Below are 19,764 nucleotides of genomic sequence, written 5' to 3'. Positions count from 1 at the left end.
TAAAATCATGAATTCGCTTACAAATATTAAGTGGGAATAAATTCCTCCAACAAATGCTTGACTCAATCATCTCTCCTGGTGTTGCTGAATCCATAATCTCCGCTCTTCCAGTTACGGCACTGATCGGCAATCCTGCCGCAATCGATTTCGACATCGTCATGATGTCCGGAACGACTTCAAAATGCTCTATTGCAAACATTTTACCTGTACGTCCAAATCCCGTCTGAATTTCGTCTGCAATAAACAAAATTCCATACTTCTCACAAACCTTTTTTACGCCTTGTACAAACGTCTTCAACGGAACGATAAATCCTCCTTCCCCTTGAACAGGTTCCATAATAATGGCTGCTATCTCTTCCACTGGCACCTCGGACAAGAAGAATTCTTCTAATTGACTCAATACGAGCTGATCTAACTCCTCTTGATTCACACCTAATGGGGCACGGTAATAATATGGGTAGCGCATTTTATAGGTATCGGGTGCAAAAGGGCCGAATCCAAACTTATATGGCTTTACTTTGCTGGTCAAAGACATCGCTAACAACGTTCGCCCATGGAATCCGCGGTCAAAAGAAATAATCCCCTTTCTCCCTGTAAATTTCCGGGCTAACTTAATTGCATTCTCTACTGCTTCCGCTCCGCTATTCAAAAAGAATGTTTTCTTCGCATGCGAACCAGGAGTGATTTGGTTTGATTTCTCTGCTAGATTGATATAAGGTTCATACATCATTACATTGAAACCGGTGTGAATATATTGTTGAACTTGTTCAATCAGTGCTTCCACTACCTTCGGCGGACAGTGACCAGCATTGAGCGTTCCGATGGCACCCGCAAGATCAATAAACGTATTTCCATCCACATCGGTTAGAAGTGCCCCTTTCCCCTTTACAGCAAAAGAAGGAACGGTATTGGATACCCCTTGAGGAACGTGGGTCTTTCTCTTTTCTAACAGAACGGAAGATTGAGGTCCTGGAATCGAAGTGTTTAGTTGATATATTTTCTCATGGTCTTTTCCATCTGATTTTTCTTTCTCCTCTCATCTCATTTTGTCTAATCTATTAAATTAGCTTTTGATCCTATAAATCTATCAATTATTTTTTGAAACAAATCAATTTCATTTCAGTCATTTCTTAAATGGCATATTTTAATCCCTCACGGCCAACTCCACTTTCTTTTACTCCACCATAAGGCATATGGTCTACTCGAAAGGTCGGAATCATTAATCATGACCCCACCAACTTCCAAAGTTTCAGCTGTTTGAAAGGCTGTTGCTACGTTTGGAGTATAAATACCAGCTTGCAGACCGTACTTGGAGTCATTCACATATCCAATCGCTTCATCAACAGAAGAAACCTTATTAATTAATACAATAGGAGCAAATACTTCCTGACAAGATACCTTTGCTTTTGGATCTACATTCAGTAAGACTGTAGGCTGTAGAATATCCCCTTCCCTCTCTTCACCGATGGCTATAGTTGCCCCTGACTGTTTGGCTTCCTCGATCCACTGTAAGGAACGATCTGCATCCGTTGTACTGATTAAAGCTGAAACATCAGTCTTCCTAATTTCAATGTTTTGGTTTGTCCACGAATTCATCATATACCTCTTCGTGAACGTATGCCCTTTGTAAAGAAATGCAGACCTGTCCAGCAAATGCAAACGCTCCTGTCCCAGCTCTAGAGATGATGGTGTCTACATCTACCCCTTTATCCACAATAAGGGCAGAGTTAGAACCTAACTCTAATGTCACCTTTTTCAAACCTGCTTTATTACGAATTCCTATTCCGACAGCGGGGCTTCTGGTAAAAGTAATGACTTTGTCTCTTTCGTCTAGGATCATTTGTTCACCTACTGTACTCCCACTACCTGTGTTCACATTTAGCACCCCTGCCGGCAATCCAGCTTCATGCAACATCTCAGCTAAAAAATAAAGAGGTAAGCGGCGTTTGTGCTGCTGGTTTTAACACGACCGTATTGCCTGCTGCAATTGCAGGGCCTACTTTATGAGCAACGAGATTCGTCGGAAAATTAAACGGAGTAATGGCGGCAACCACCCCAAGTGGTTGTCGAATCGTAAAGGCAATCCGGTCTTCCTCCTCCAGGCGCAGCATCCATAGGAATCGTTTTCCCGTGAATGCGCCTTGCTTCTTCAGCAGCAAATTTGTAGGTCATTATAGTCCGGGCCACTTCTAATTTTGCCGTTTTCCAAGGCTTTGCTGCTTCTAGAGCAATCAGACGAGCACATTCATCTTCCTTTTCTTCCATTAGCTTGACTAGCTTTTCCAAAATGGTAGCTCGTTGATGTGCAGGCATTTTAGCCACGATAGACCTCGCTTTTTCTGCCGCATTAATTGCCAAATCTACCTCTTCATTATCTGCAAAGGCAATCTCTGCTATCTGTTCACCACTATAAGGGCTATGCAAATAACGATATTCTTTGGCCTCTACCCATTCTCCATTTATAAATAAGTGTTTTTCATCATTTTGCCTCCCTATCCATTTCAACTTTTATGTACAGAAAGGAACCTGTACGTATTCTCTACAAATCTCAACACTACTAATTTATTATGCAATTTTCATGCCAAGTTTTAAAAATAGGTACCCTACGTCATCTAATACTATAGTGTGATGTGTTTATTCAATTTTTGAATTTGATGTTATTCAAAATTGAATGAATGTTATTCAACATTAAATGATTTAAACTTGATGGAGATGGGTGCAATTTTTCCGGTCCCTTAGTTTCCCCAACTTAACTAGAAGCAAAATTTAACCCTATTTCAATGGCATTAAACGTCAAAACTCTCATCACAAATTTAAAAGAGATTATTTAAGAATGAAGCGCATCAGTTACCCCTATCCTTGACTATTCTCTCCGATGGAAACTAAATAAGGAAGAACATATTGGGGAACAAGAGGAGACAATGTATGCTCTAACTAATTTAAAATGGTACCTCATCTTTCTTGTGAGAACCTTCAAGTATATACCCAATCCAAAATCGATTCGGATTCATCTTAATAAATCGGTTAAATCAGAGAACTTCTTTTGTCGTTCCTTCCTAGCTTCGATAGCTTTATCCATAGTAACCGCTAAAAATCGGGAGGTGGCCGAAGGTCTGGATAGAGCGATCAAATCTAAGTCAGGACTAATAACCGTTCCGATCGTGACAAATCCCCCTCCAGTTGTCCCATCATTTAATAAAACGATGACCTCGGCAGTCTGACCCCTTTTCCCTTTAAAATGAATACTTTATTGTGTATAATAAAGGGAAATTAATCTTATTAAGGGGTGGTATAATGAGTATTCGCAAAGAAGACCTTCATCTACTTGTAGACCTTGTGACTGATAATGATGCAAAACTCGTGTATGATCTAATCAGGGTTGTTATTGATAAAGACGATGAAAAAGATATTATTGTTGAAGCTGATAACTCATTAACAGATCAAGAAAAGAAAATATTAAAACAAGCAGATATTGATATTAAAAATGATGATCTCGTTGATTGGGACGATCTCCATGCCTAAGTATGATGTGAAAATTAGAAAGCCTGCAATTAAGTATTATGAGAAGTTACCACCTAGGTTACAAAACAAAGTCAAAGAGGTCATTAGTCAGCTTCGTGAAAATCCATATGCTATTGCAAATGTAAAGCCTTTAGAGGGGTCCGATCATGATGATTTTCGAATTCGTATCGGATCCCTTCGGCTTTGTATCGAATAGAGAATGATAAGTTGATTATTATTGTATTAGACATTGGACCCTGTGGAGATATTTACAAATGATGATCTAAACGTCAGTTGAGATAAAATAATCCTTACAGGGGACTTAAAAATAGTGGCCCCATCATGATCAATCTTATTAATTCACACCCTCTCCGTCTCCTCAAACCTCCGATATTCTTTGTGAAAGGCAAGTTTCACCGTCCCAATCGGGCCATTCCTTTGCTTCGCCAGGATCACCTCAACGATATTGTCTTCTTCGGAATCCATATTGTAATAGTCATCTCTGTACAGGAAGGCGATGAGGTCGGCATCCTGTTCGATTTGACCGCTTTCGTGCAAGTTGATAGCATCGGCCGTTTATTTTGCCGGCTTTCGACGCTGCGGCTGAGCTGGGAAAGGGCAATTACTGATACATGCAACTCTCTTGCCATGTGCTTCAAACCTCGGCTGATTTCACTGATTTCCGTCTGGCGGTTCTGTTTGTGTTTCGCATCCCCGACAATTAGCTGAAGGTAGTCGATCACAACAAGTATTCTTCTTTCTTCACCATACTCCCTTCTCGCCTTCCGAACCTGGGACGAGATATAGGGCATGTCCATTCCAGCCTTGTCATAGATTTGCAGATTGGCTGTGGACAGTTTCCCCATGGCCCTCGATAACTTCATCCAGTCCTCATCCTCAAACGTTTTTCTTGGGTTTCTCATCTTTTGGGTACTGATGTCACCAAGGAAACTTGTCGCTAAGAGTTGCTTTTTGGCCATTTCCAAAGAAAAGACAAGGCATACATCCTTGTTGGAAGCGTAAGCCGCGATGTTCAAGGCAAAAGCTGTCTTCCCGACGCTGGGTCTGGCTCCAATTACGATAAAATCAGATTCCTGAAATCCCCCTGTTAGCATGTCGAGCTTGCTGAAGTCAACAGGAATGCCCGTTATGTCCGCATACTCCGTTTCACAATCATTGTATATTTCGGTCAGGCAGGGTATAATGCTTCCGCCATCTTCCTCGTTTCTATTTTGATCAATCTTTATGAGCTCCTGAATTCCCTGTTGGATGGTGCTGCCAATATCCTCTGTTTTTGCCTCTTCGATAATCCTGCCAGCAACCTCGACTGCCTTTCGCTTTTGAGAGTATTCGAGGACCATGTCTTGGTAAAAGTGAAAATTAGCAGTAGGAACGCTGCCTGCCAATTCCGTTATATAGCTAACGCCGCCAATCTTATCCAGATTTTGTGTGCCAATCTGCTCCATTACCAAGATCACGTCAATAGGCTTCCCTTTTTCATCCACCCGCTTCATGGCCCAGAGGATCCGCTTTAGCCTGTTATTATATAATTGTTCCGGCTGGAAAATGCATTCCTTGATTATACCTTCCTCCAAAAAAAGTGATCCCACCAACGCCTCTTCCGCTTCTTGATTAAACAACCCGATTCCTTCCATCGCCTTCAGGCCCTCCTGATCCCGAGTATGTTTCTCATATTTGCTAATTCTTGCTGAATGACTTTATTGGCTGCTGGCTTCTGATGGGTTTTCAGGATGACAACAGTCTCCTGGTAATCAGGAATGGCACGGGAAACGGCCGCTCCTGATCCAGCGAGATCCGAGACTTTTGGCGGAAAAGTTGACACAGAAACGAATGACAGCAGTCGTTCCTTCACTTTTTCAAACGAACAGGTTCGCAATACTTCATGCCTGGCATCCACTTTCTTTTGATCGATTTCAAATTGGTCATAATACACAATAATTAATTCGAATATTGTAAACAGTTCATTCTTCGTCATGTAAATCAAAATCCTCCCTCCGCCATTTTTTCTTAGGTGGCTTTTGGTTCAAATAGGATTCAAATTTCGTCCCGAATAACGTCTCCGGCCGAAGATACTTGCTCCAATGCGGATCATTCAGCCATTCCACTGTTTTAAGGTCAATGACATTCTTAAAATCATCCAGTATAAACCCTTCTCGATACCTGGCTCTGATTAGTTCCTTGTTTTTTCTGGTAGTCGGTTTGTAAGCGGAATTCTTTTTTTGGTTCAGGTATTGAATGATTTCACGAACAGGCCTCTTTTTTCTCTGTTGTAGTCTCTGTAGTACTCTCTGGTATTGCTTGACTCACGCTACTACCTTCTGAGGCTCGTTCTGCCTCCGATAACACATCATCCTGGCACTCTGACAGACCATCATGAACTTCTCGAAGTTCCTCCTCCAATTCTGCAAACTTTTCATAATCAATCGTATACCATTTCGTTTGATCCATCTGGCTATAGTTAAACCTGTCCGAGATCAAGTACCCCATACCCTCCAGTGCCCTGACCGTCCGCTTGACGGTGCTCACCGACCAAAACGGCATCTGTCTGTTCCATTCTTGATACGTGTTGTACACCCATTTTCTCCCGCCGATCCAATGCTGGCTTTTAGACAACCAATAGTGGACCTGTTGAAGCATGATGGCCTCATTCAATCCAATTTTCAACGCTAAAGACGGAAAAACCAAAACCGGGGTGCCATTCAGGATTAATTTATTCATTTTACCTACTCCTTCCCGAAAATGTGTCATAGCCGAAACCCCAAACAAAGTAACCGGAATACAACGTTCGATTGTTTCGTCCTTCACCCCTTATATAACTTCAAACGGGTCAAAAGTAGCAGGTCGGATAAACTTTTTTTGTGTTCTAGGAATCATCTTATAGCAACTGATATATCTCAAATAATTGATGTTACCCATCAACCATTTTTAAGAAAAATATTCTTGAAGACTATGAAGCAAACATCATACTTAAAAAGGTTGAGGAATATTCCCCAACCTCAATACCCACCATATTTTTTTAATCAATTAGTCCAAGGGAATTCAATCCATTATAAACTCCAGCGTTAAGAACGTCGGTTGTTTTATTTTTCGCATAAGAAAAAAGATCAGTGTGTGCGTTTCCCATGGCAAAGCTTTCTCCGGCAAAAGCTAGCATTTCTTTATCATTTAAGCCATCTCCAAAAGCAATTGAATTTTCACGTTGTAAACCCAAATACTCTAAAAATGTCTTTACACCAATACCCTTATTTACATTGTCTCTGATTCCCATCAAAACAGTGATTCATTCCTTGTACCTGTGATAAATGAATACTATCATCTATCTTATAATGGCTATCACCAATTTCCGAGTCAGTAATTATTGTCATCGCTAAAATGTTATCTATGACTGAAGGGGTAATTATCTCATTTTTATTCAACTGAAATTCTGCTACAAACTGTTTCATTGGCTCAGAGTCAAGTGTGGTAAGGATATTTTTCTCGCTCGTATACAAGACAAGTTCATGACGTTTTATAATAGCTGTATCTACAAAATATCGAACGCTTTTCCTGTTCATTGGTTCTTTAAATATATCTTTTTGATTATAGATACAATAGGCGCCGTTATACCCAATAAAAGATTTTACATGGAGTTCTTCAGCTATATTTGCAATTTCGTGCAGTGGTCTTCCAGTGGCCAAGACAACTTCAATCCCTTTTTGCTGGGCCTGGAAAACTGCTATTTTGGTAGATTGTTCAATTGTATTATCGGGCCTCATTATGGTCCCATCAATATCCAAAAATAAAAGTTTATATTTACACATGAAGATCCTCCTCACTAATTATTCCTTCCCTTTCAATATATTAAGACCGTTCGAAAATTCAGGGATGGTCCCATAGCTTTATGGTTATAAAGCATCTTTTTAAATTATAACGCAGCGATTAGGTTGGTCGATGCTTGGATACCCATATTATCAATCGCCCCATGGGTTGATGCTGCGCAATGTGAGCCTATAATCAAATTGTCTAGTTCAAGAAGTTCCTTTTGAACCGGTGGTTCTTGTTCGAAAACGTCAATTCCAGCACCCCAGATTTTATTTCCTTTTAAGGACCGATACAAGGCTTCTTCATCAATCAAACCACCCCGGGCAGTATTTACAATAACTGCTGTTTTTTTCATCATTTCGAATTCTCTATCACTAATGATATTTCGGGTCTTTTCAGTTAAAGGTAAGTGCATACTGATAAAATCGGATTCCCTAATAATCGTATCAAAATCAACATATTCAATACCATTGGCGGCAGTATAAGCTTCATCCTTAACCAAATCATAAGCGAGTACTTTCATATTGAATCCTTTTGCTCTTCCGGCAACACCTTTTCCAATATTACCCAAACCAATCAAACCTAGTGTCTTACTCCACATATCTATTGTGGTAATTTTACTCCAGTTTAATTTTCTGCACTCTTTGTCAATATGGGTTATTCTCCGAGAAACCCCTAACATTAAAGCTATTGAATAATCGGCAACAGCATCCTGATTTGCTCCCTGGGTAGTTGTAACTGGAATGCCTAATTCTCTAGCAAATCCCATATCAATATTGTCTGTCCCCACACCGTACTTTGATATCACCTTTAGCTTTTTTGCATGATGTAAAACCTCTTTATCTAAGGGGTCAACGCCCACAATTATACCGTTTGCATCCTTAATTAAAGTTATCATTTCCTCTTTTGATAATATTCTGTTATATGGGTTCATGACAATTTCATAACCCTGATCTTTCAATAAATTTAGAGGAACCGAACTATTTTTACCAAATGAACGGGGGGTTACAAAAACTTTTTGGGTCATATCTACTCACTTCCTCATTTAAAATAACTAAATTATTGCCATTTAGGATTATTTACTACAACAGGTTTCTCATCTTGTTCAGCTACAATTTTTCTGAAACCATTGCTTTCTATAGTTCCGTAATCATGCCCCGCATCTGCCCTGAAAACATAAAACGTAATTAATGGCTCATTCCCGGTATTAATGCTTCGATGAGCATAACGCCCAGGAACATAAACTGCTTTTCCCGGGGTGAATTCTTGAATATCGCAATCTCCTTCTGGGCTTTCCATGAGCATGTATCCCTTCCCGCCAATGCAGTAGTATACCTCGGATGTATCAAGAATTGTATGAAAATGACCTTTTGTCATATAATATTCATTACCTACTTTGCCAGGATAAACAATACTCGTTCCAAATGCCAGATTTCCTGGTTTTTCCGGCACACCTAGTTCATGGAATTCATAAACCAGAGAATCCCTGTCTTTCAACATAAGGTCAAACGCTTGGTCATCGTTATACATTCCTTTCATTTGGGACAAATATCTTTTTAATGAGGGTTTAGTATCCGATAACCCATTATTCAAGCTAAAGTAAACCGAAAAAGGTTTTAACAATTGAGTTAATGTTTCCACAATTTATCCTCCTCGTAAAAGTTATAAAAACTACACTTTATTAAATAACTCTGTTATTTTAGGTTCATTTACGTTCGATTCTCATGAGGCAATCCAAAAAAGTTAGCTTTCTCCCTTGCCCTTGGTTCAAAGGAATGGAGCAACCCTTTAGTGCTGCTGAAATCCGTGTGAAACCTCACTTTCACACGAATGCAAAAATGGTTTTTATATCAATGTACTTTAACATATCCATAATCCTAAAAAACGAGCACTATTTAACTTTCTCTAATCTCAAGTCCATAGCGATTTTTTCTAGCTTTGCAAAAACATCCTTTTTAATTTCTTTATGAAAAACTTCCGAAATAACTTGTGTCCATCCATGAATGAAGTATATCCAACCGTCTTCTACATGTAGGTTTTTCTCTACTTTTTGCTTTAATGCCTGATGCATAAAATCTAATTCACCACGGTAATTAAGTTCCCAAACCAAGCTATTTTTAGGGAATTCACATTCATCAGTTAAAGGTGATCCAGGGCGGTCTTTCCCCAATCCAGTAGCATTAATCACCAAAGAGTTAGGTTTTAGACTTTTTAAAATGGCATCGTTTTCTGCCGGATTAGGACACAAATGATATTCAAATTTAACTTTGGTATCAATTTTGCTAAGAAGTTTTTCAGCTGATTTTAATCTTGGTTCACTACGGTTGGTGATAATAATTTTGGAAGGTGTATTGTCACCGTGTTTTTTTTCTGTTAAGTACGAGCTAATAGCTAATGCACTTCCTCCAGCACCCATAATAAAAACTTCACCATTATGTTTCTTCCAATAGTTATCTGGTATGAATGATTCTATAGATAAACCGCTGGAAATTGGATCTTTGGCGTATCCTTCCAGCCTATTGTCATTCTTTGAAATGGAAGAGATCTCATCAAACATAGTCGCATAAGGGTCCAAGTAATCAAATAAGTCTTTTGTTGCATTATACAAATCAATTTTGTGGGTAGTAACCAATGCACCCAATGACAGTGGATCATTTTTAATAAAGTTTAAGCAATCGCGATATTTTTTAGATTCAGCATGAATCTCAATATCAATACCTTCAATAACAGTATCTTTAAGCCCAAGTTCACTTGCCCATAACGGAAATAACTTCATAATCGAAGATTGGGTTGTCGTTACACCTATAAAATACATAGTTGGTTGCGTTGCCTTTTGTGGAAGAACCATTTTTTTCTCTCCTCTCAAAATTTACTAATATGATTTATAATGCTTCTCCTAAATTATTAAACTTTACTTTGTAATTTGGTGCCCTAAAATTCGTGATTCATTAAAAATAAAAGAAACGTCCTTGAATGTGATGAATACTCTAAGAACTGCTAGAGTTACTCCAGGTGTTTGCCTATTAAAAAACATTCGAACTACCTGTCATCCTACTCAGACATTGTTAACATTGCAATAAAAGCGCTTAACTATTAATTTCTTCTTGTATTCAATAAACTCTCGTCAATCAGCACTGTATTTTCTGATAAATAGGCGTCAAACTTTCAAGAATTTCTTTATATGACTCAGCATATTGCTTGTAAAAATGGTGATTTTCAACTTTAGGAACATATCTTTTATTTTTCCGCACAATTCTATTCATCGTTTGCGGAATATCTTGATAAAAACCTATTCCATATCCAGCAATTACTGCATTAGCAACAATCGCTGTATCATTGTTGTTCAGGGTTGTATACGGCACATTCAGCACATCGGCTTTCACAGAATTAAACAGATCGCTCTTTGCACCTCCACCTACAACGTTTACATTCGTAAACTCTATGTCTTTTATTAATTCTTTAATAGTATCAAGATAACACTTATACTCATATGCTATTGATTCTAGTATTGACCTGTACATATGGAACTTGTTATGTGACCAATCTAAGCCAAGCCAAGAGCCTCTAAGCAATGGATTGTTAGGGCATACTCTCCCTGCGAAATGAGGAATAAAGAATAGTCCGTTACTCCCTTCTTTTACTTGAGCTGCACCTGCGTTTAGTTGATCGAAACCTATTTTCTTTTGTTCCGAGTGTTGTAAGTCTCTGAACCACGCTAAACATTGTCCTCCTCCATTTATATAAGCAAGAGGAGTCCATAAAGATGGTAATACGGAACGGGCATAAATTAAGGTTTTGGTTTCAATATCAGGTTTATACTCATCAACGCAACTACTTAATACTGACGCGGTTCCTGCAACATCAAGAATGGTCCCCTTGGATGTAACGCCCGCCCCTAAAATTGTTGCAGCTGTATCACCACAACCAGCAACAATAGGAATACCCTCAACCAACCCACACTTTTCCGCATATTGTTTTGTTAAATGTCCAATAATATCCCACGGGCTTACGATCTTCGGCATTTTATCTTTATTTACTTTTAATGTCTGAAGTAAATCTTCTGACCAGGTGTTATGTAACAAGTCTCCGAAACCCGAGAAATGCAAATGGGTATAGTCAATATATGCGTTCTCCGCATTGAGACCAGCTAAACGTCCTGCAACATAAGCAGTGGGTAAAATAAATTTATCTATTTTTTTATATACATCGGGTCTTTCATATTTCCACCATAAAATTTTAGGACCATGCGCATAAGTAACTGGACAGCCTGTAATTCTTATAAAATCCTCTTCGCCCCATTCTTTAATCATAGGCATATACTTTTCGCATCGGGTATCAAGCCACGAATCATACGGAGTAACCGCATTCCAGTCCTGATCTATCCCCATAATTCCAGCCATTTGTCCGTCCATTCCAAGAGCAAGGATCTTTCTGATATCGATATTGGAGCGATTTATTACATCTTTAATTCCATTAACGACTGAGGAGAACATTTCTTCCGGATTCTGTTCCACAATTCCATTTCCCTGTCGAATAAGATTAGACGATTGAAAAGAACTGGTTAGTATAACACCATGGTCATTAATCAAGGAAACCTTTGTTCCTTGGGTGCCTATATCAACGCCAATAAAATATTGATTTTGGGCCATGTAAAAGCCACCCTTTCAATTTCATATAATTAAAGCAAGACGACATTGCCTTCCTTGATAGAACGATTGCCTGCATTGACAACTTTTACTGCTTCTTTCCCATCATAACCACATACTTTAGGCTTCTTATCTTCTAAAATAGATTCAATGAAATGAATATCCTCTGCGAGATAAGCGTCTTTATATAATGACCTCCAGCTATTCATAACGGGACGGGATAAACCCTTTTTGTTGGCAGTCAAGACTGTCTTTTCATGAACCTGACCGATAAAAATGACACCTTCAGTACCAAGGATTTCTACTCTAGAATCATAACCATATTTGACCGAAACGGCTCCATCAATGATTCCTTGCTTTTGATTGGTAAATCTGGCGTTTAGTACGACATTATCATAAAAATCCGGGTATTCTTCTTTTGCCTCAGGACACCTATAGTTACCCGCAATAGCATATACACTTTCAAAATCTGCACCTAGAAACCAACGAAGGGTATCAATATCATGGCTGTTTACCTCAGCAAGTGGTCCGTTACTTTTCTTCAGATCATACATCCACGGTTGTGGAGTACTTGGTCCCCTTGTTAACGATCTAACCATCACGACATCCCCAATTGACCCAGATTCTATTTCTTCCTTTGCCTGAATAAAGCTCTCATTAAATCTGCGCATGAATCCAATTTGAAGTTTTACGTTATTGTTTTCTGTTGCTTGGATTATTTCTTCGCATTCTTTTTCGTTCATCGCCATTGGCTTTTCGCATAATACATGTTTACCTGCTTCAGCAGCTGCTACTACGATATCCCTGTGATAAACTGTTGGAGTTACCACAACAACAGCATCAATCTCATCACTTTTTAATGCTTCCTTATAATCCAAGTAATATTTATCAATCCCTAAGCTGTATGTTGCTTCTCTTGCAACTTTTTCATTCGGGTCTACCATTGCAACTAAGTTAGCATTCGGTACATTTTTTCTAAAGTTTAATGCATGAATCATACCTGCACGCCCTGATCCGATAATGCATACTCCTAAGTTTCTTTTCATTTTGTTTTCTCCTTTAATAAAGTTTAATTAATTATGTGCATCTACGTTATCACTTGTTGTTACTTATTTTCATTTTATAATATTTATTACTGATCCGTCAACTAATTCGCAGAATATAATATAAATTTAAAATCTTCTAAAATTGAACAAATAAAAAAACATCCTTGCTCATCAAATAAACAAGAATGCCTTTTACAAGGTACACTAATTAAATTTAAAAGACCTTACTTTTCTCCTCTACCCTTTCCCAAGTTTGAGAAGATGTAGATTTGGTTACTGCATCAAGCACTCTATTGTTCATCCAACCATCATAGAAGTTTGGATATACTTGTTCATTATTCCTAATAGCTTTGAAAAAGTCTGCAAATTCATTTACAAATGTATTTTGATAGCCAATAATATGACCTGGTGGCCACCATGCACTGATATACGGATGGACACTTTCCGTAACCATTATTCTTCTGTAACCCTGCACTTCCAAATCATCTTCATTGGACCAAAATTCTAATTCATTCATTCTCTCAAAGTCAAAAACGATAGAACCTTTGCTCCCATTGATTTCGATACGTTCATGATTCTTTCTGCCACCTGCAAATCTTGTTGCTTCAAAAGTTCCTAATGCTCCGTTTTTGAATTTGGCAAGGAAGGCTGTTGCATCATCAACCGTGACATCTTGATATTGACCCATATCTCCATGTGCACTCAAGTCCGAGCTCAATTTTTTATCGATTGTCACTTTAGGACGCTTGTCAACAAATGTTTTGTCCATACCCACCACTGTATCAATTTCCCCAACTAAATATCTTGCCAAATCAATAAGATGAGCATTCAAATCCCCATGAGGTCCGGATCCAGCTATTTTCTTGTCAAGTTTCCAGCTCGCAGGGAAATTAGGATCAAGTAGCCAATCTTGAAGATACACTCCTCTGAAGTGATAGATCTCACCTAAGCGGCCTTCATCGATAAGCTTTTTAGCAAGACCTAATGCAGGAACTCTTCGATAGTTATGACCCAACATATGAACAATTCCAGCTTTATCAGCAGCTTCGAACATTTGTCTTGCTTCACTTGCGTTCATTCCTAAAGGTTTTTCGCAGAAGATATGTTTACCCGCTTTGGCAGCTTCAAGGGCTATCTCCATATGTGAGTCAGTCGGAGTAGCAATATCAATGACATGGATATCATCTCTATGAATTACTTCTTTCCAATCTGTAGCAAACTCTTCCCAGCCAAATTCTTCAGCAGCTTGCTTCACTAAATGTTCTGTTCTTCCAACTATTACTTTTTTAATAGGTTTGACACCATCTTTAAAAAAGAAAGGTGCATTATCAATAGCGTGGCTGTGGGCTTTACCCATAAACTTATAACCAATTAACGCAATATTTATTACCTGCATAATTTTCACCTTTTTATTTTAGATTGAAAGTGCCAAAATTCAGAATACGAATGAAGGAGGTTTCCTTCTTAACTTTAATGTCCTGCTACTGGCTGATCCTTCTTGTCTTTTTTGTCAAATACAGCTTCAATAACGATAATTTTCAACTCAGTATCACCGATGTTGCTGAAAGTATGCTTGCTCCCGCTTTTAGTCAAGCAAGCAGTGCCTGGATCCATTACAAATATTTCACCATCAACAATCATTTCTCCTTTTCCTTCGACAACGTAGTAAATCTCTTCATTTCCCTCATGAGAATGCAATCCGATCTTAGTTCCTACAGGCAATGTTGTTTCATGCATAAAGTTGATAAGAGAATCAAAATCCTTCGGATTACCTGGAACCGGCAACAAAGGTTCATATCCAAGAAGTTGTCTTACATAAATTGTTCCTTCTCCATCATGACAATCTTCCACCGGAAAATTCACTACATCTTTTCTTCCTCTTATTACATAAGCCATTTTAAATCATCTCCTTATTAAAATTTGAATATATTTAAAAAAAGCTAACAAACAATTCATTTTATTGCATACTAATTACATTCTTTAAGCCAATTCCTCTTGTTGCTTTTTCAAAAGCACTATTAATTTCATTCAGACTAAAATTATCAGATATCAATGGTTTAACATCAATCAAACCATTTTCTACAAAGTCAAGCGCCTTTCTGTACTGTAAAATACTAGATCTCGTGCTGCCTGTCACTACTAACTGTTTATAATGAATAATATTTGTATTTAATGGAACTATTTCTTTTTCTTTTGGGAGGCCACCAAAGAAATTTATTCTTCCGTTGATCGCCATAAGCTCAAGTGAAGCAGATTGAACTTGAGGGACAGGACATGCTGTAATTAGTACATCAAGACCTTCCCCTTTTGTAACATCCATAATATATTCCTTTAAGTCAGAATGGACTGTCGTAATAGAACTATCAATCCTCCGACACATTTTTAGTCGTTCTTCCGAAATATCATTTATTATCACTTTGGATGCGCCAGCCATTTTCGCAAGTTTTGCATGCATCAACCCAATAGGACCTGCACCTATGATTAAAACATAATCGCCAGGTTTGACTCCAACTTTTAAAAACCCGTTATAAACACATGCCAAAGGTTCAACTATTGCGGCTTCTTCAAAAGAAACATGGTCTTTTAGAGGGGTTATATTTCCTTGTCTTACCGCTGCCTCTGGAATCCGGACATATTGTGTGAATCCTCCATTGATATTGATTCCTAGAGCTTGGTATTCTCTGCAGAGATGCGTATCCCCATTAACACATTGTCTACATGATCCACATCCCATATTTGGCGCAACCGTCACCCTCATTCCAGGGTAGTATTTTTTTACATTTTTACCCACCTCTTTGATAACTCCACTTATTTCATGTCCTAATATTCTTGGTGTACTTTCCGTAATTCCTTTGTAACCGTATTTGTACATTCTGACATCTGTACCACATATTGCAGCTTTCACGACTTCTAACAGCACTTCATTTTCGTTTATTTCAGGTGTATTTATTTCTTCCAATCTTAGATCTTCTGGACCGTACAATAAAGCTGCTAACATTTTTGTATGCCTCCTTTTACGCGTTGTATTTTTTATTACTTTGAACTTCTTTGTTGTCGTATCTTATCTTTAATTATCGTTTATTATTTTTTATTATAGTTTAATATTCTTTGTTGGTCAATAAGATTTTCTGATAATTTTAATAACTTTGCAAACACTATATAAAATTAAAAATACCTTACATATAAATTACTTATCTCACACCAGTTTTCGCCAGGATTCAGAACGATGAAACCTGATTTATCGAAGGGTAAATCCAAATTTGGAGCATACTGGTCATAGGTACTTGACAAAGGGACCACTTTTTCCACCATTATTCCAAATCATCCAATGCCTATATTTAAATCCGACGTCATAAATCAAGCATACTTTTTCACTATTGTTAGTCAACAGCATATAATTTTTCGTTTATTCTGATCCAAATTCCATAATAATTGCCTTTTCATCATGCTTCAAATACTTTTTTCAAATTTATCATCCATTATATATAAAAGAGAATATACAACTTATAGCTTTATTTTAGTAATGAAATCCATTGCAATTAAATTAGATTAAAATGAATACTTCTTAAACCACTTCCAACTCAATACCTAGAATTCCGGCCATCAGATCCATTTCAACTTTTTTATGTCCCGGAATTAATGTCCCATGATGCGAATAGAGGGTATTCATTAATTTATGGCCGTCTTTAACTTTTAACAAACCTCCATTTCTACAATCAGAACCAGGGTATTGAACATATTCTTTTAATTCACTTTCAACTACTAGCATTTTTCCCATGGTAGGATGTAACTCTACTATAGTAAGGTCCCCAGTTGGATAACGAGCATCTATGGCTGTGGCATTTTCATCAACGATGCCAAGAACTTTCGGTCTTAAAGTCCATTCTTCAGCAAAAGACTTTGGCATTAATGCAAAATAACCACAATGTCCAGCCAATATATGGTTTTCCGGCTCTTCAACGTCAGGAAATTTATCGATACCCTCGTGTTTGATAGCTGCTTCTCCAGCAAGAAACGGATACAAATTCGTCATTACAACAGGCGCCTTTAACGCATTATGTATAATGAATTTGTTTAAAAGTGACAGTATATCACCTTCACATGCCCACATAATTCCCATTTCTTCGTATAGCATATTCCATGCAAGGCAAGGTGTAGTATCCGAATAGAAAGATTCATTAAGGCAGTTCATTCCTACTCCTTTTATGCTATCATCACTTTCTATTTCTCTCTTTACTGCAATATACATCTTTACTGAACTTCTAAAAGCTCTTGGGATAACACCCTCTGTATTAATATTCCATTCCTTTAACACCTTATCAGCATCTGAATCAGAAATCTCTTTTGCATCAGCAGCCAGTTTTTTAAAACTCCTTTTTACGATTTGTATACCGAAATTTTCTTCTATACGATTTATGCATTCTTCCTCCCACCAATAAAATCGTTTGAAGATACTAGCTTGCATGCCTTCTCCTGGGTTATCTTGAAAGATGAGAAATTTGGTCTGCTTCATTTCTCTTTTTAAAGCCAGGGTACGGCAAATGGTTTTAGTCAGATTCAAACTATAAGGCGCAAACGGTTGTATACCTTCAGATTTAAGGAATGTAATAATTTCCCAATCCCACATGGCCACAGTTCCAAATTCAGAAGTTACGATAAGGAAAGGCATATTAATCTTTTTAAAATGATTAATTTCTTTGTATGCCTCCCCTACGAGCTGCGGAAAAATAACAGCATCGGCCTCAGGAACCGGTGAACCAATAGCTACAGGATCCAAGAACTCAACTTCTTCAGACAACATTTCTTTCAATCTATCTAATTGAACATCAAATTCATTATTTTTCTCTCTCTCAGATTTAAAAAATAACGGTACAAGACGTGCTTTCATAGATATATCCTCCTCGTATATTTAATCAACTAAATGAAAATAGATATAATTGAAAATTCCTACATATTTTTCGTTGTTCTTTAATAGAATTTTAAAAAATTATATAACTTATTAATATATATTATTGGAAAGTGATCGAAGGCTAAACACCTATAATGTGTTTCTCCCAATTCAAAGCAATAATTTCTTTAAAAAGACAATGCCTTCTGAAGCGATAGAATCTTGTGACTGTGCTAAAGGTCTCCATTGCGAAACAGCTCTCGCAATTTCTTTGATATCTGTGTTAAAAGATTCAATGATTACATAACCATCGTATTCAATGTCTTTAAGAGCGATTTCAACTTCCTTCCAAGGTATATGACCGCTTCCGGGAATACCTCTGTCATTTTCGCAAGAGTGAAAGTTAAATATCTTTTCCCCTGCCATACGAATGGCATCCCCAATATTTTTTTCCTCTAAATTCATATGGAAAGTATCTAAAAGAAGACCGACATTAACTTCATTTATACCTTCAATGAGTTCCAACCCTTGCTCCACAGTATTCAAAAAATCTGTCTCAAATCGGTTTAAAGGTTCAACAGCCAATTTAACACCGTTTTCCCCTGCATAATTTGCAACCTTCTTTAAATTATCAATGGCCCAATCCCATTGCTGCTTTTTTTTACTATGTGATAATAAGCAAGTTTTTCCAGTTGCAGAGTACATTGGACCGGAGACAATCGGGGAACCAAGTTCAGCCGAAAAATCAATGCATTTTTTTAGGTATTCAACACCTTGCTCTCTTATGCTTTTATCGTCGGAACTAATATCTCTAGTAGGACCAAATGCTCCACAAACGAGTGCTTTTACCCCGTTTTTATCCAAGGTAGCTTTAATTCTATCAGTATCTATGGTATTAGGATCCTCAATACAAATTTCTAATATATCAAATCCGAAACTTTTCACTTTTTCAATAATATGTAATGTATCATTTGAAAAAGGTGATACCCAGATAAAAGTACTTGCTCCGAATCTCATTAAGTTATCTCCCTCTCAATAAAATAAACAGACACTAAGTCTTAATTGCTCTGTCCCCTCTTTGCAAGTAATAACCTTTTCACAAGGCAGTTTCGATGTTTTGAATTTTACCCTCATCTATATAACTTGCGGCTTCTTTATCTAGTAATACCACCAGATTAGGATGCAGTTGAAGAAATGATCCTGGACACTCTGTAGTAATAGGGCCAAATAACGATTGAAAGACAATTTCCGCTTTCTCTTTCCCACGGGCGACAAATACAATTTTTTGAGCTTTAAGAATATTGCCTATTCCCATGGTTATTGCATGAGTGGGAACTTTATTTAAACTTGAAAAATATTTGGAATTGGCGATACGCGTTTCCTCGGTAAGCTCAACTACATGTGTTCTGCTTGAAAGATAATTGCCGGGTTCATTAAATCCAATATGCCCATTATGGCCTATTCCTAAAATTTGCAAATCAATTTTGTTTAGTAAACGATCATATCTTATGCATTCTTCATTAAAGTCTGGGGCGATACCATCAGGTATATAGGATCTTTCGCTTGGAATATTCACATGATCAAAAAAACGTTGTTTCATGAACATGTAGAAACTCTGAGGATGCTCTTTGTTCAAACCAATATATTCATCTAAATTAAAGGTTTTTATTAACTGGAAACTAATAATGCCTTTTTTATATGCTTTAACAAGTTGTTTATAAATCCCAACAGGAGATTGACCTGTAGCTAGACCTAAAATAGCTGAAGGCTTCTTCATAAGAAGATCAATGACGACTTTCGCTCCTGCCTTATTCAATTCTTCTTCAGACGAAAAAGAGAAAATATGCAAAATATACAGTTC

At 37.6% G+C, this 19,764-nt stretch carries 18 protein-coding genes and 3 pseudogenes; 1 reads left to right on the top strand and 20 read right to left on the bottom strand.

What is annotated here, in order from left to right; genetic code table 11:
- Positions 1 to 67 precede the first annotated feature (67 nt).
- The 3 genes and pseudogenes from ELQ35_RS02155 to ELQ35_RS22935 form a co-directional block, all read right to left on the bottom strand.
- Positions 68 to 997: pseudogene (locus tag ELQ35_RS02155) on the bottom strand (aminotransferase class III-fold pyridoxal phosphate-dependent enzyme); the annotation flags it as partial.
- 133 nt (positions 998 to 1,130) lie between these two features.
- Positions 1,131 to 2,496 (bottom strand): annotated as a pseudogene (locus tag ELQ35_RS02150) (aldehyde dehydrogenase family protein).
- A gap of 511 nt (positions 2,497 to 3,007) precedes the next feature.
- Positions 3,008 to 3,205, bottom strand: a complete 198-nt coding sequence (locus tag ELQ35_RS22935) for a hypothetical protein (protein ID WP_281278093.1) — start codon at positions 3,203 to 3,205, stop codon at positions 3,008 to 3,010.
- Between the two features lie 89 nt (positions 3,206 to 3,294).
- Here ELQ35_RS22935 and ELQ35_RS02140 point away from each other — a divergent pair, with 89 nt between their 5' ends.
- Positions 3,295 to 3,522, top strand: coding sequence for a hypothetical protein (locus ELQ35_RS02140; RefSeq protein ID WP_126863212.1), 228 nt, complete (start codon positions 3,295 to 3,297; stop codon positions 3,520 to 3,522).
- A 339-nt stretch (positions 3,523 to 3,861) separates the two neighbouring features.
- Here ELQ35_RS02140 and dnaB read toward each other — a convergent pair.
- The 17 genes and pseudogenes from dnaB to nagB form a co-directional block, all read right to left on the bottom strand.
- Positions 3,862 to 5,156: pseudogene (gene dnaB, locus ELQ35_RS02135) on the bottom strand (replicative DNA helicase).
- Between the two features lie 5 nt (positions 5,157 to 5,161).
- Positions 5,162 to 5,497 (bottom strand): hypothetical protein, encoded by a 336-nt coding sequence (locus ELQ35_RS02130; protein ID WP_126863211.1) that lies wholly within the window; start codon positions 5,495 to 5,497, stop codon positions 5,162 to 5,164.
- Positions 5,484 to 5,750 (bottom strand): conserved phage C-terminal domain-containing protein, encoded by a 267-nt coding sequence (locus ELQ35_RS22930; protein ID WP_246025941.1) that lies wholly within the window; start codon positions 5,748 to 5,750, stop codon positions 5,484 to 5,486. The genes ELQ35_RS02130 and ELQ35_RS22930 overlap by 14 nt, the downstream gene beginning before the upstream one ends.
- A 13-nt stretch (positions 5,751 to 5,763) precedes the next feature.
- Positions 5,764 to 6,240 carry a hypothetical protein gene (locus ELQ35_RS22925; RefSeq protein WP_126863210.1) on the bottom strand — a complete coding sequence of 159 codons (477 nt, stop codon included), beginning with the start codon at positions 6,238 to 6,240 and terminating at the stop codon, positions 5,764 to 5,766.
- 298 nt (positions 6,241 to 6,538) lie between these two features.
- Positions 6,539 to 6,790 carry an HAD family hydrolase gene (locus ELQ35_RS23375; RefSeq protein ID WP_281278092.1) on the bottom strand — a complete coding sequence of 84 codons (252 nt, stop codon included), beginning with the start codon at positions 6,788 to 6,790 and terminating at the stop codon, positions 6,539 to 6,541.
- Positions 6,765 to 7,322: an HAD hydrolase family protein gene (locus ELQ35_RS23370; RefSeq protein WP_281278091.1), complete on the bottom strand. Its 558-nt coding sequence runs from the start codon at positions 7,320 to 7,322 to the stop codon at positions 6,765 to 6,767. Before ELQ35_RS23370 ends, ELQ35_RS23375 begins: the two co-directional genes overlap by 26 nt.
- 104 nt (positions 7,323 to 7,426) lie before the next feature.
- Complete coding sequence (locus ELQ35_RS02110; RefSeq protein WP_126863209.1) at positions 7,427 to 8,350, bottom strand: phosphoglycerate dehydrogenase; 924 nt, start codon at positions 8,348 to 8,350, stop codon at positions 7,427 to 7,429.
- 32 nt (positions 8,351 to 8,382) lie between these two features.
- Positions 8,383 to 8,964, bottom strand: a complete 582-nt coding sequence (locus tag ELQ35_RS02105) for a glucose-6-phosphate isomerase (protein ID WP_221884949.1) — start codon at positions 8,962 to 8,964, stop codon at positions 8,383 to 8,385.
- Between the two features lie 250 nt (positions 8,965 to 9,214).
- Positions 9,215 to 10,171 carry a shikimate dehydrogenase family protein gene (locus ELQ35_RS02100; RefSeq protein WP_126863208.1) on the bottom strand — a complete coding sequence of 319 codons (957 nt, stop codon included), beginning with the start codon at positions 10,169 to 10,171 and terminating at the stop codon, positions 9,215 to 9,217.
- Positions 10,172 to 10,451: 280 nt separating this feature from the next.
- Complete coding sequence (locus ELQ35_RS02095; protein ID WP_126863207.1) at positions 10,452 to 11,972, bottom strand: xylulokinase; 1,521 nt, start codon at positions 11,970 to 11,972, stop codon at positions 10,452 to 10,454.
- Positions 11,973 to 12,001: 29 nt separating this feature from the next.
- On the bottom strand, positions 12,002 to 13,015 hold the full coding sequence (locus ELQ35_RS02090; protein ID WP_126863206.1) for a Gfo/Idh/MocA family oxidoreductase: 1,014 nt from the start codon (positions 13,013 to 13,015) through the stop codon (positions 12,002 to 12,004).
- A 214-nt stretch (positions 13,016 to 13,229) separates the two neighbouring features.
- A complete protein-coding gene (locus ELQ35_RS02085; protein ID WP_126863205.1) occupies positions 13,230 to 14,411 on the bottom strand; it encodes a Gfo/Idh/MocA family protein in 1,182 nt (393 codons plus the stop codon).
- A 74-nt stretch (positions 14,412 to 14,485) separates the two neighbouring features.
- Positions 14,486 to 14,911: a cupin domain-containing protein gene (locus tag ELQ35_RS02080; RefSeq protein WP_126863204.1), complete on the bottom strand. Its 426-nt coding sequence runs from the start codon at positions 14,909 to 14,911 to the stop codon at positions 14,486 to 14,488.
- 61 nt (positions 14,912 to 14,972) lie between these two features.
- Complete coding sequence (locus ELQ35_RS02075; RefSeq protein WP_126863203.1) at positions 14,973 to 16,013, bottom strand: zinc-dependent dehydrogenase; 1,041 nt, start codon at positions 16,011 to 16,013, stop codon at positions 14,973 to 14,975.
- A 567-nt stretch (positions 16,014 to 16,580) separates the two neighbouring features.
- On the bottom strand, positions 16,581 to 17,903 hold the full coding sequence (locus tag ELQ35_RS02070) for a hypothetical protein (RefSeq protein WP_126863202.1): 1,323 nt from the start codon (positions 17,901 to 17,903) through the stop codon (positions 16,581 to 16,583).
- 171 nt (positions 17,904 to 18,074) lie between these two features.
- Positions 18,075 to 18,920, bottom strand: a complete 846-nt coding sequence (locus ELQ35_RS02065; RefSeq protein WP_126863201.1) for a sugar phosphate isomerase/epimerase family protein — start codon at positions 18,918 to 18,920, stop codon at positions 18,075 to 18,077.
- A 79-nt stretch (positions 18,921 to 18,999) separates the two neighbouring features.
- On the bottom strand, positions 19,000 to 19,752 hold the full coding sequence (gene nagB, locus ELQ35_RS02060; RefSeq protein WP_126863221.1) for a glucosamine-6-phosphate deaminase: 753 nt from the start codon (positions 19,750 to 19,752) through the stop codon (positions 19,000 to 19,002).
- Between the last annotated feature and the right edge of the window lie 12 nt (positions 19,753 to 19,764).

The organism is Peribacillus cavernae (assembly GCF_003989135.1).
GTDB classification, from domain to species: domain Bacteria; phylum Bacillota; class Bacilli; order Bacillales; family DSM-1321; genus Peribacillus; species Peribacillus cavernae.
The sequence above is the reverse complement of the archived record's forward strand: the minus strand, read 5'-3'. Positions and strand labels throughout refer to the sequence as shown.